This is a genomic window from Vibrio sp. 03-59-1, assembly GCF_013114135.1.
Taxonomy (GTDB): domain Bacteria; phylum Pseudomonadota; class Gammaproteobacteria; order Enterobacterales; family Vibrionaceae; genus Vibrio; species Vibrio cortegadensis.
The window spans coordinates 1-12,035 of the sequence record NZ_VTYA01000021.1; the positions used below are offsets into that span (position 1 = coordinate 1).

General features: G+C 41.6%; 11 protein-coding genes and 1 riboswitch. Of the genes, 3 read left to right on the forward strand and 8 right to left on the reverse strand.

What is annotated here, in order from left to right; translation table 11 throughout:
• The first annotated feature begins 607 nt into the window (after positions 1-607).
• Entirely contained in the window at positions 608-1,060 is a 453-nt protein-coding gene (locus tag F0249_RS17265) for an RNA-binding protein (RefSeq protein ID WP_171757326.1), read from the forward strand.
• Here the strand turns inward: F0249_RS17265 and murI are convergent.
• From murI to F0249_RS17280, 3 genes are read right to left on the reverse strand one after another with little or no spacing between them, the layout of a single operon-like run.
• The gene (gene murI / locus F0249_RS17270) at positions 1,023-1,826 is read right to left on the reverse strand and encodes a glutamate racemase (RefSeq protein WP_171757327.1); all 804 of its coding nucleotides are present in this window, start codon (positions 1,824-1,826) and stop codon (positions 1,023-1,025) included. The two genes, F0249_RS17265 and murI, sit on opposite strands and share 38 nt — an antisense overlap.
• Positions 1,827-1,882: 56 nt before the next feature.
• Complete coding sequence (locus F0249_RS17275; RefSeq protein ID WP_171757328.1) at positions 1,883-2,560, reverse strand: adenine nucleotide alpha hydrolase; 678 nt, start codon at positions 2,558-2,560, stop codon at positions 1,883-1,885.
• A gap of 42 nt (positions 2,561-2,602) precedes the next feature.
• Positions 2,603-4,417: a TonB-dependent receptor gene (locus tag F0249_RS17280; protein WP_017051819.1), complete on the reverse strand. Its 1,815-nt coding sequence runs from the start codon at positions 4,415-4,417 to the stop codon at positions 2,603-2,605.
• A 39-nt stretch (positions 4,418-4,456) separates the two neighbouring features.
• A riboswitch (cobalamin riboswitch) is annotated at positions 4,457-4,662 on the reverse strand.
• A 154-nt stretch (positions 4,663-4,816) separates the two neighbouring features.
• On the opposite strand from F0249_RS17280, the gene trmA reads away from it, so the two are divergent.
• Positions 4,817-5,926, forward strand: coding sequence for a tRNA (uridine(54)-C5)-methyltransferase TrmA (gene trmA, locus F0249_RS17285; RefSeq protein WP_171757329.1), 1,110 nt, complete (start codon positions 4,817-4,819; stop codon positions 5,924-5,926).
• 61 nt (positions 5,927-5,987) lie between these two features.
• On the opposite strand, the gene F0249_RS17290 is transcribed toward trmA, so the two are convergent.
• Together F0249_RS17290 and fabR are read right to left on the reverse strand one after the other, a co-directional pair.
• Positions 5,988-6,365, reverse strand: coding sequence for a YijD family membrane protein (locus F0249_RS17290; protein ID WP_017051817.1), 378 nt, complete (start codon positions 6,363-6,365; stop codon positions 5,988-5,990).
• Positions 6,365-7,006, reverse strand: coding sequence for an HTH-type transcriptional repressor FabR (fabR, locus tag F0249_RS17295; RefSeq protein ID WP_029203275.1), 642 nt, complete (start codon positions 7,004-7,006; stop codon positions 6,365-6,367). Before fabR ends, F0249_RS17290 begins: the two co-directional genes overlap by 1 nt.
• A gap of 300 nt (positions 7,007-7,306) precedes the next feature.
• Between fabR and sthA the strand changes: the two genes are divergently transcribed.
• Entirely contained in the window at positions 7,307-8,707 is a 1,401-nt protein-coding gene (gene sthA / locus F0249_RS17300; protein ID WP_017051815.1) for a Si-specific NAD(P)(+) transhydrogenase, read from the forward strand.
• A 135-nt stretch (positions 8,708-8,842) separates the two neighbouring features.
• Here sthA and dinF read toward each other — a convergent pair whose 3' ends face one another.
• The 3 genes from dinF to lexA form a co-directional block, all read right to left on the reverse strand.
• Entirely contained in the window at positions 8,843-10,213 is a 1,371-nt protein-coding gene (dinF, locus tag F0249_RS17305; protein ID WP_171757330.1) for an MATE family efflux transporter DinF, read from the reverse strand.
• 114 nt (positions 10,214-10,327) lie between these two features.
• Positions 10,328-11,140, reverse strand: coding sequence for a class I SAM-dependent methyltransferase (locus F0249_RS17310; protein ID WP_171757331.1), 813 nt, complete (start codon positions 11,138-11,140; stop codon positions 10,328-10,330).
• 83 nt (positions 11,141-11,223) lie between these two features.
• Positions 11,224-11,838: a transcriptional repressor LexA gene (gene lexA / locus F0249_RS17315; protein ID WP_029203273.1), complete on the reverse strand. Its 615-nt coding sequence runs from the start codon at positions 11,836-11,838 to the stop codon at positions 11,224-11,226.
• Between the last annotated feature and the right edge of the window lie 197 nt (positions 11,839-12,035).

Genomic DNA, 12,035 nt, shown 5'->3' on the forward strand with positions numbered 1-12,035 from the left:
TCATTCGCTCTTTTCGAAAAAGGAACGTGAACATGTAATTCTAAAGCTATTATCATTCCAACAGAATGATAATGAATTGACTGTGCCAAGTTCTAAGAACTTGTTTTGGTCACTCAGTTCATTGATATCTTTTGTTTCGACTTAATTTACTTTCGCTTTAAAAAACGAAACCAAACAGTACGAAACTAGTGATTATCATCAACGAGTGCCCACACAGATTGATAGGTCTAAATTGTTAAAGAGCTTTTCTAGCTTGCCTTTCGGCATGTCGCTAGGGGTGCGAATAATACGCTTCCCAATTTAAGAGTCAATATGTTTTTAAAAAAACTTATTTTCTCTACTGATTTCGAATCGTGACTTGCGTCTCGTTCCGTGTCAGTGAGGCGGCATTATAGAGATGAATGAATTTATGACAAGTACTTTTTTGCAATAAATTTCTGTTCGTTTAAAATACAAACAATCCATTGTTTATCGAATAAAATTTCAACATTTGAAACGCATCACAGCAATGGGTTGGAAAAACGTCAAGCATGTACGTAAGATTCATGTATCTATTATGTTAATAGTAGATGCGTCTATTTCGTTACTTAAAATGTAGTATTCATATATGAACTCAAAAAAATCTATCTTGTTAACCGTCGCTCTAGCTGTTCTAGGTGGCATTGTATTCTCGCAGGTTGCTATTTCCCCTGCGCTAACTTTTGTTATCGGTGTTTTGGCTTCCGCTTTTATTCTTAATCTTTCAAGCACCAAGTCGGCAAGTGAGCCTGAACAAAACCCATCAACTAAGACACTTTATGTAGGTAACTTACCTTATAAAGCCAACGAATCTCATGTTCGCGAATTGTTCTCTGAGCAGGGTGAAGTGTTTGCTGTACGCCTAATGAAAGATAAGCGTACTGGTAAACGTAGAGGGTTTGGTTTTGTTGTTATGGCAAGCAATGATGTGCAAACGGCTATTTCAGCATTAAATGATAAGGATTATATGCAGCGAACTCTGAAAGTACGTATTGCAAATGACCCTAAACATCCTGAAATTGATGAAGCTGAACAGGAATAAAGCCTAGCTGATTCAATATAATATTTAGTGCGTCCTCTTTTATAGGAGGCGCACTACAAAAAATTTGATTCATTCCTACCTGACTTTTCTCTTTTATCTCGGTGAGTTCGAGCAACTCTTCAACTCTCCGCGCAATTGCTTTTCCTGAATCGATTAATACAACATTCGACCCTAACACTTGTTGAATCTCATCTCTAATTAGAGGGAAATGAGTACATCCCAAAACCGCAACATCAATATGATTAACTAAAGGCGATAAAATCGTCGCAAGTTCATCGATATTGACACTTTCGCCTCTTAGCTTTTCTTCTCCCATATCAACTAATCTTGTAGAGCCAAGGAGTTTTACGTTTTTGTCTAGAGAGAAGCTCTTAATGAGATCATGTGTGTACTCTCGAGTGACAGTTGCTGGTGTAGCGATAAGTCCCACGGCTTTGGTTGATAGCAATGATGCAGGTTTAATGGCAGGAACCACACCGACAATCGGTATAGTTAACTCTTCTCTAAGAGTCGGGAGTACTATTGTACTGGCCGTGTTACAAGCAATAACAACAAGATCAACCTCATGCTTGGCTACAAAATCAAGCACAAGAGCTTTGACTCTCTGTATTAATACACTTTGTTCGAGCTCACCGTATGGGTAAGCTTCGTTATCAAAAATATAGATGTAATCAAGTTGAGGTAAGAGGAATTTGATTTCTTGATATACAGATAAGCCACCAACACCCGAATCAAAAACCAGCACTCGTTTACTTTGTTTAGACACGCTTCAGCCTCGAGAAAAATACGCAGCAATAATACTCGCTCCTAATATTTTGGCAATCACCTCGAATTTTCGTTCAAGGTTGCTAAATATTTTTGATGACTAAAACGCCCTTCACTATCGATATTTTGTAGCACAATATCAATGCTCCCTTTAAAGCAAGGAGCGTTCGTCACCAATGTGTGGAACTCGCCATCTTCGCCACATGGATCAACCGAACTTGGCAGGTTCTTCAGTAATTCCTTTGTATACGCTTTTCCACACCAATCATTCGTTAAATGCTGGCCATCGACCGTCACGATAAATGTTTGAACACCACGTTGAATGATCTCTTCAGCAAGTTCTTCGCTTGGTGTACCCATCAGTGGGAAAACGCATTCCCAGCCAGCAGGTTCAATATATTCTTTTCTGTATTCGGCAATACCGTTACAAAACATATCCCCAAACGCTACGGCTTGAATGTCTAATGAGCTTTGCTTTAAACCATCAACAATTGCTGATTGGTATACCTCATTACTTGGAAAGACTTCAGGCAGCTCTATTAAGATTAGAGGCAAACCAATAAGATGGGCTTGCATCTCAACGACAGCGATTGGTGTTGCTTGAAAGGGAACCTGGTTTCCAACATATGTTGTATAGAGGCCAACCACATCATAATCTGGATCTTCAATTAGTCTCTCTAAAGTTAAAGTTGAGTCCTTGCCTGATGACCAACTAATAACAACGTTCTTTTTCATAATTATCCCTAATGAAAAACCGCCCGAAGGCGGTTTAGATATTTAGAATTGATAGCTTAAATTAGTAAAGAACCGACGCTCTGGAGCATTATAGCCCAGCGACGTTTGGTATTTTTCATCAGTTAAATTATCAATTTTACCGCGAACAACTAGTTCAGGACTGATCCAGTAGCCAACAGACACATCCCAAAGGCTAACTGATGGCAGCATATTTCCGGAAATATTGGTTTCATCAGGATTCCCCAATCGCTCACCGGTATAAAGGTAAGTTAAGTTGAACTCAACATCTTCATAGTAAGCATCTAGCAACCATTTATAATTTTCATCTGCTCGTTTAGCGAGTTTGTTGCCTCTAGAATCTTTATGATCTTTAAATTCAGCAACTATCGTGTGATGAATAAATCCGGTATCAAATCCAGCTGAAATCTCGATACCTTTCAGCTTCGCATCTACATTTTCGGCATACCATGGGCTTCCTTGGTACCAGATAATCAAATTGTCGGCTTCATTGTTATAATAAGTGACATCAACATCAATGAGATCAAATTGGCCACTATATCCAATTTCACGATTGATAGACTCTTCGGCTTTCAAATCTGGGTTGCTTGATAAATCAGAATAGCTAGGCGCTTTAAAAGCCGTACCTATATTTGCTCGCACTTGATGATTCTTAGCGACACTATAAGATCCACCTAAACTCCAAGTGGTATAATTGTCGTATTTATCATGCTTATCATTACGAACGCTCGCGTTTACATGAAAGCGTTCATCTTTAATATCACCAGAAACATAAACACCAGTCGTATTTTGAGTCTCCCCGACTAGTGGGTCTAACCCCCACCCAACAGAATCATCACTGAGCTTTTCTTGTCTCCAATCCGCACCAGCACCAAGAGAAACCAAATTGTTTATTGCATAAAGATTGAGGAATTGAACACTAGTTTGATCAATAAATTTCTTAGTTCCCGCTCCATCTTTACCTTCTGCAGAAGTATATTCCAGGGAATCAATGCCCTGTTGATTTACTCGAAACACGGAATTGAGTTTATCACCTTGATATTGTACTTCTCCGGTTACACTTAAGTTTTCTGTATAACCAAATTTTTTCCCAAATGAATCGTACTCCGCCAAGCTATCAAACCAACGAACAGAAAGTGAACCTAACCACTGTTTTGAAATTTGATGCGAATAGCCAGCAAAAATATTGCTGCTTTCATATCCATAATCCAGCCCTGTTGCAGGGTCTTTAATATCAAAACCTTCAGTTTCTTCAAAACCACCAGCAAGTTTAAGCGTACCGCTTGCCGCTACTTTTTTTGTTGTCGAGAAGCTAGCTTCACGCTGGTTGTCACTACCCGCACCAATATTTACAGATGTTCTTTCTTCTGCATCTTGTGTGCTTGTAATTATATTGATGACACCAGCAATCGCATCAGAACCATATAAAGCGCCACCAGCTCCTTTAATAATTTCTACACGCTCGATTAAGCCAATTGGAAAGTGATTAAAGCTAACTTTGCCTGCCGATGTTTCAATTCTTACACCATCAACCAAGACTAAGACATGATCACTATTGTAACCACGCATAAAAATAGAGGCACTTTGCCCACGGCCACCCGTTTGAGAAACCTCAATTCCAGGCACTCGTTTTAATACATCAACCAATGACTTTGCTTGGTACTCTTCAATTTCTTGTTTGGTAATAACAGTAGTTGAAGCAATAACTTCATTTAGAGGCTGCTCAAAGCGATTAGCCGTCACCACCATGGTTTCATCAGCAGAGGCTTCTTGGGCATGTAAATAAGAGATAGGGGTAAGCAGCGATGCTACAGCGATCGCTAAAAGGGATTTGTTCATTTTGTATTCCTAAATCGCGTAAATTCCGACTAAATCATCCGATATGACTCAGCTGCTGGCAGGTATTCGGACTTAAGAGCACAGCCAATAGGCCACCTTATATTTAACTTCCCACACAAACCTATGTGCAGTGTTTGACAAATACTCGTTCTCTTTTACCGCTGCGCGTCAGTTCTGGATTTGCACCAGATTCCCTTTTCGGCCATCTATACATCTAAAATGGCACCAGCTCGCGAGGATAGTATTAAGCTATTGATAGTTTGTCTAGTTAAAGATAGGCATAAGCTATAGTTTTTAGGACACAATTTAGACGGATTACACAACAGCACTGGACAAGCGCGAGGGATTGAATAAAATCTGCGCTCTGATTTAAATGCACGCGACCAAAAAGGCATGAACATGGCGACTCTAGATGTAAACCCGCAACGCTACCAAGAACAATTGGCCGAGAAGGTTGAACGCCTTACTCAAATGTTTACTCAATACAACGTGCCTGAATTGGAAGTCTTCGAATCTCCAGAGCAGCATTATCGTATGCGTGCAGAATTTCGCGTCTGGCATGAAGGTGACGATCTCTACTACGTCATGTTCAATCAAGAGACTAAAGAGAAATATCGCGTCGATCAATTCCCAGCAGCAAGTCGATTAATAAATGATTTAATGCCACTGCTTACTGATGCCATGAAAGAGTGTGAGGCACTGCGTCATAAATTATTCCAAGTCGATTTCTTATCAACTCTCAGTGGTGAGATATTAGTATCGCTGCTTTACCATCGCCAATTAGATGAAGCATGGATCGAGAACGCCAAAGCTCTAAAACAGCGACTCAATGATGAAGGGTTCAATCTAAACATTATTGGCCGTGCGCGTAAGATGAAAATTGTATTAGACCGCGATTATGTCATCGAGAAACTGGACGTGAATGGCAAGCCTTACATCTACCTACAAGTAGAAAACAGCTTTACTCAACCCAACGGTGTGGTTGCCACGAAAATGCTAGAATGGGCTATCGATTGCACTCAAGATAGCAGTGGTGACTTGCTTGAACTGTATTGCGGGAACGGCAACTTTTCACTCGCTTTAGCGCAAAACTTTGACCGTGTATTAGCGACTGAATTAGCAAAGCCATCGGTTGTGTCTGCACAATACAATATTGAAGCAAACCATATCGATAACGTGCAAATCATCCGAATGTCTGCTGAAGACTTCACAGAAGCAATGGAAGGCAAACGTGAGTTCCGTCGCTTGAAGCAAGCTAACGTTGATTTAAAGAGCTACAACTGCAACACCATCTTTGTTGATCCACCTCGCTCTGGCATGGATGTCGATACCTGTAAGATGGTTCAAAGCTACGAGAGAATCATGTACATCTCTTGCAACCCTGAGACACTACAAGAAAACCTAGATATTTTAAGTGAAACTCACAACGTGACTCGCTTTGCTCTATTTGACCAATTTCCATATACGCATCACATGGAAGCAGGCGTATTCCTAGAGCGCAAAGCGTAGAACAGAATTGAAAGCAAAAAAAACGAGCCACTTTCGGCTCGTTTTTTATTTTAAAAATCACTTACTCAGCCGTTGGACGATCCATAAAGCCAAGTTTCTTGCCGACCCAAGCCAACAGAACAAGCATTACCATAATCGAAAAAAAGTTTGAGCCTGCTTCTGGGTATTGTGCTTTTACGAAAGCGGAGTGGCCAAACATCCCGACAAAGAAACATGCCAAACCAACTAATGGAATATCTTCAGATACAGGACGGCTTAGGTACTCTTGGTATAGCATCTGAACAGATAGTACCAATGCAATTAGTGGAAAAATAGAAAACGAAACTTCGCTCATTGTCATCCAAGACAAAAGAGCATCACCACATACACCCGCGATGAGTGCTAATACCAACGTTTTTTTTTCAGACTTACGAGTTGTAGCATTATTTTCATTCGACATTATTCAATCCTGCCTTTTAATCGGTTACGTTCACGTTCTTTGCGATACCAAAAAGCGCCCTTGGCAATCATTCGCAACTGCATAATCAATCTTTCTTCGAGCTCTTCTCGCTCATGTTTTTCTACATCTAATACTTCAGCACCAGAACTAAAAACAAGAGTGACCGACGCCTCAGCTTGAGTCATCGCCTCTTCTCTATTCATACCAGTGGTAATTAAATATTCTGTCAATTCTGCGGCAAAATGTTGGATTTCTCGAGCTACCGCAGTTCTAAATTCAAATGAGGTACCAGAGCGTTCACGTAATAAGAGGCGAAAAACGTTAGGATTACTCTCGATAAACTCCATAAAGGTCTCTACCGATGTCCGGATCACGCTGCCTTCTTTGACTATTCGTTGACGAGCTTGTCGCATCAGCTGTCTTAATAGTAATCCGCCCTCATCAACCATAGTTAAGCCTAACTCATCCATATCTTTAAAATGACGATAAAAAGAGGTAGGTGCAATACCCGCTTCACGAGCGACTTCTCGTAAGCTTAAATTCGAGTAACTTCTATCTGCACTCAGCTGACTAAATGCAGCGTCAATCAATGAGCGACGAGTTTTCTCTTTTTGCTGTGCGCGGATTCCCATGGACTTCATAGTTAACTAGGTCTTCTGTTGGTTATCATTGAATGATGTGTAGTGTTTAATATAACGCGAATAACGGCGTAATTTAAGCCTTAACATTCACCCACTTGAATAACCCAAAGAAGTTAATACACCCAGAGATCCAATTGCAATCGACAACTCTGCATTTGGAGACATACCGCATACCAAATTTGAGAATTAGATGAATCTGCGTGATCCGATCCACTCTCTGGGGTGCTTTTCATTTACCAAGACCACTAATCAGTTAAAATCTCGCTACAGCAATGTTAATAATTATAACAAGGATGAATTATGGCACATTCCAATCACTTTGACGTGATCGTAATTGGTAGTGGCCCCGGAGGTGAAGGGGCAGCAATGGGATTAACCAAAGCGGGATTGAATGTCGCGATTATTGAAAAGGAGAGCAGCGTTGGAGGAGGGTGTACCCATTGGGGCACGATCCCATCGAAAGCATTGCGTCATGCGGTCAGTCGTATTATTGAATTCAATAACAACCCCCTATTCTGTAATAACAACTCCAGCATTCACTCGACGTTCTCTAACATCCTTGGTCATGCCAAATCAGTCATTGATAAACAGACTCGCTTACGCCAAGGTTTCTACGATCGAAACCAATGCACCTTAGTATTTGGTACCGCCCGATTTACTGATTCCCACACAATCTCGGTCACTCAAGCCGATGGAACCATTGAAATATACAGTGCCGATAAATTTGTGATTGCCACAGGTTCTCGCCCTTACCAACCCGACAATGTCGATTTTTTACATGAACGAATTTATGACAGCGATTCGATTTTATCGTTAAAACACGACCCTCAGCATATTATTATTTATGGTGCTGGCGTGATTGGTTGTGAATATGCTTCGATTTTCCGTGGCTTAGGCGTCAAAACAGACTTGATTAATACTCGTGATCGACTTCTTTCTTTCTTAGATAACGAAACCTCTGACGCTTTGTCTTATCACTTTTGGAATAGCGGTGTCGTAATCCGTAACGACGAAACTTTTGAGAAAATTGAAGGCACTGATGACTGTGTGATCGTTCATTTAGAGTCTGGCAAGAAAATGAAAGCCGACTGTATTCTCTATGCCAATGGACGAACCGGTAATACTGATAAACTCAATTTGGAAGCGACGGGGTTATCTGCGGACTCTCGTGGTCAAATTGCGGTGAACCAAAACTATCAAACTGAGATCGACCATGTCTACGCTGTCGGGGATGTGATTGGTTACCCTAGCCTAGCCAGTGCCGCCTATGACCAAGGTCGTTTTGTCGCTCAAGCGATCACTCATGGTCAAGCAAAAGGTCACCTGATTGAAGATATCCCGACGGGCATTTATACCATCCCGGAAATCAGCTCAGTAGGTAAAACAGAACAAGAGCTCACGGCGGCAAAAGTGCCTTATGAAGTGGGACGATCTGCGTTTAAACATTTAGCGCGCGCACAGATCTCAGGTAAAGATTTAGGTAGCTTAAAAATACTGTTCCACCGAGAAACAAAAGAGATCTTAGGCATCCATGTTTTTGGAGAGCGTGCTGCGGAAATTATTCACATTGGTCAGGCCATTATGGAACAAAAAGGGGAAGCGAATACGATTGAGTACTTCGTCAACACTACCTTTAACTACCCTACAATGGCTGAAGCTTATCGTGTTGCCGCATTAAATGGGCTGAATCGCTTATTTTAACCTTCATATTTGCAAACCGATATTGGTTAGGCCGCGATGAGATTAAGTCGCTATAAGCAGATGTAACGCTAGAGTTCTCCTTCAAATAAAAACGCCCTCGTCAGTGAGGGCGCTTTGATTATAAAATTTAATTAATCAGGCAACACTGCTCTTAATGTCAAAATCACCTAAAAACGTCCCTTTCTTCCATTGATAGATAAAAATAGTGCCCAAACCAATGCCACGCATTAGCATAAAACCGATCATCGCCAACCATAGCGCATGATTACCAAGTGAAGAAAAAAGGAAAAAGAGTAGAAAGAAGCCGCTGGTTGCAATAAACATACTATTTCTCATCTCTTTGCCTTTCGTTGCACCAACAAAGATACCATCCAACAAAAAACACCACATCGCCGCAAGAGGCATAGCTACAAGCCAAGGTAAATAGGTATTGGCAAGATCTTGGACCTCACCGATAGAGGTGATCAACAGGATCATGTGCGATCCAAAAAAAGCAAAAACAAAGGTCAGCCCAACGCAGATGATCAAGCTCCAGAAAAAAGTACCGATGAGCGATTGATTTAGCTCCGCACGATCCCTGGCTCCAATCGCTTTTCCAACCATAGCCTCCATCGCATATGCGAAACCATCCATGCCATAAGAGATCATCATTAGAAAACTCATCAATACCGCGTTAGCAGCAACCACTTCATCACCAAAGTTCGCACCTTTAAAGGTCATAAAGCTAAACGCAGCCTGCAAGCAAAGTGAACGTAAGAAAATATCACGATTTAAATTAATGAATCGGCTTAAACCAGAACGAGCTTGAGACAAAATCGCCATTGGGGAAGGCAGTGATTTTTGTCGCCACACACGAACGACGCATAACAAACCGAAACTCATTCCTGCATAATCCGCTATAACGGAAGCAAAGGCAGCACCTTCTACCTTTAACCCTAACCCCATTACAAAAAGAATATCGAGTGCAATATTAGTGACATTGGCAATAATCACCATCCACATAGGCGCTTTCGAATTTTGCGTTCCGAGTAACCAGCCTAAAATGACAAAATTAGCTAACGCTGCTGGCGCACTCCAAGCTCGAATCGAAAAGTATTGTTCTCCGTAATGCTTAACTTGTTCACTCGCATCGCTAAAAGCGAAAATAATATCGGCGACGACGCTGTGTAATAGCAAGAAAATAAATGCAAAACTCAATGCCATTCCAACACCCTGAACAAAAACCAAAGCCAGTTGGCGTTTATCGTCACCGCCATATGCTTGAGCAGCAAGTCCTGTGGTCGACATTCTCAAGAAACCAAGTAACCAGAAAGTCACGCTGATCATCATGCTACCTAAAGCCACACCGCCGAGGTACCAAGCATGCTCAAGATGACCGATAACCGCAGCATCCACTAAACCTAATAAAGGAATCGTGATATTGGATAACACCATTGGGATAGCAAGCAACAACACGCGTTTGTGTACTGCTTGATTGGATAAAGTTTGGAAGAATAGATTCTGCACGCTCACCTCTTTGGTTGATGAGCGAGTGTAGCTTAGTCGAATTTCAGCCGCTACTCATTCAGCGGTGATCTCATACGCGACAATCAGCGACATCAAAGCAAGGCTCTAACTCACCTACCAGCGAAGTTGAATAAGAACGGGGGTTAACCTCTGCTTTAATGAGGGGAAACGGCATAACCATCGCTGCCAAAATTTCCAACGGCTGCAGTTTTTATCGAGTGGCGAAAATTGTCGAACCCACTGCGCCCATGGCAGCCAATTCAGTACTTTCTCACTAGGAGATGAAAAGCCGTGTTGATAATCACTAGAACCTAAACCTTGACCAATACGGGAAGAGGTTTGATCTCCCGCGAGAACCAAGCACGCATGAGCTTGAACAAAATGACGGCCTAGAGCTTGTACAAAGTTGGCAACCTGCTTTTCTGAACAATCTAACAACGCTTGTTCACACAAGAGCATCACAGGGGCTTGCTCAGGAATGTTCAACCTATCGAGCCATGATAAATCATTCACAGATCCACAGCTCAATTGGTAACGTTCATTCTTGTGAAATAGTTTCTGTCGCCACACTAGGTTTTCAGTGACATCCAGCTCAAGCCAATGACAACGACCGTTATCAATACGATAAAAACGAGTATCGAGCCCAGCTCCAACGTTAATCACCCACGCATCTGGGTATTGTTGTAAGAACAGGAGTACTTGTGCATCGCATAATTGAGTAAGAGTGGCATGAAGGAGTTGTTTCTGGTCAACATTCCCAGATAAGCATTCAGCAGCAAGATAGCAACGTTGACATGCTTGGGCTGCGATAGGGTCATACACCAGTCCATTATCAACTAAACTTTCTCGGCTTCGAAGCCAAAGAGGTTGTAACAAATTGGCTGGAATTTGATAACTAGAGTCAGTTTTTTTATTTGGTCGGGGCATCATCATCTTCCTTATGTCACCATAAAGAAGATGATAATGAATATCAATTACACTTGCAAGTTATTGAGAATAAATCCCATAAACTACATCCAGTCTGTATTACGAATAATACCAACGGCGATGCCTTCAATCGCAAGATGTTGAGATGTGAGGTCAACTTGAATTGGCGAGAACTCTTCATTCTCAGCATGTAATAGTACGGTAGAACCTTTACGCTCTAAGCGCTTAACCGTTACATCTTCATCGACACGAGCCACGACCACTTGTCCATCATGCACATCTTGTGTCTTATGAACCGCAAGTAAATCTCCGTCCATAATTCCGATGTCTTTCATGCTTTCGCCATTTACGCGCAGTAAGAAATCCGCTTGAGGCTTGAACATACCAGGATCCACTTTGTAGTGAGTCTCAACATGCTCCTGGGCTAAAATTGGCTCACCTGCGGCAACTTGTCCAATGAGAGGCAAACCCTCATCAGGGGCATCTTCCAGAAGGATACGAATACCGCGTGAAGCTCCCGGAATGATTTCAATAGCTTGTTTTCGAGCAAGCGCTTTTAAATGTTCTTCTGCAGCATTCGCAGAACGGAAACCAAGTTCACGGGCAATTTCGGCTCGTGTTGGTGGCATTCCGGCTTCTTCAATCTTACTTTTGATTAGATCGAAAACTTGTTGCTGGCGGGGCGTTAACGGCTTCATAAGTCACCTGTCTTTTTATACAGTTGACTGTGAGTATATCCAGTAAGTGGTGAAATGAAAAGCTAATTGGTTGTTTTTTAATTTGTTTCATAAAGACGCACGAGTTCCTGCATCATTACCGATGAAAAACCTCTCTTTTTTAGTCTTTTAATCTCTTCATTCACTGCGAAAACGACTGAACTATTCATACATTCAGC

Bases quoted from the DNA above. Each gene is read 5' to 3' on its own strand.
- lexA (WP_029203273.1), bottom strand. From the start codon at position 11,838: ATGAAGCCGTTAACGCCCCGCCAGCAACAAGTTTTCGATCTAATCAAA.
- F0249_RS17280 (WP_017051819.1), bottom strand. From the start codon at position 4,417: ATGAACAAATCCCTTTTAGCGATCGCTGTAGCATCGCTGCTTACCCCT.
- F0249_RS17275 (WP_171757328.1), bottom strand. From the start codon at position 2,560: ATGAAAAAGAACGTTGTTATTAGTTGGTCATCAGGCAAGGACTCAACT.
- F0249_RS17290 (WP_017051817.1), bottom strand. From the start codon at position 6,365: ATGTCGAATGAAAATAATGCTACAACTCGTAAGTCTGAAAAAAAAACG.
- fabR (WP_029203275.1), bottom strand. From the start codon at position 7,006: ATGAAGTCCATGGGAATCCGCGCACAGCAAAAAGAGAAAACTCGTCGC.
- F0249_RS17310 (WP_171757331.1), bottom strand. From the start codon at position 11,140: ATGCCCCGACCAAATAAAAAAACTGACTCTAGTTATCAAATTCCAGCC.
- trmA (WP_171757329.1), top strand. From the start codon at position 4,817: ATGGCGACTCTAGATGTAAACCCGCAACGCTACCAAGAACAATTGGCC.
- sthA (WP_017051815.1), top strand. From the start codon at position 7,307: ATGGCACATTCCAATCACTTTGACGTGATCGTAATTGGTAGTGGCCCC.
- F0249_RS17265 (WP_171757326.1), top strand. From the start codon at position 608: ATGAACTCAAAAAAATCTATCTTGTTAACCGTCGCTCTAGCTGTTCTA.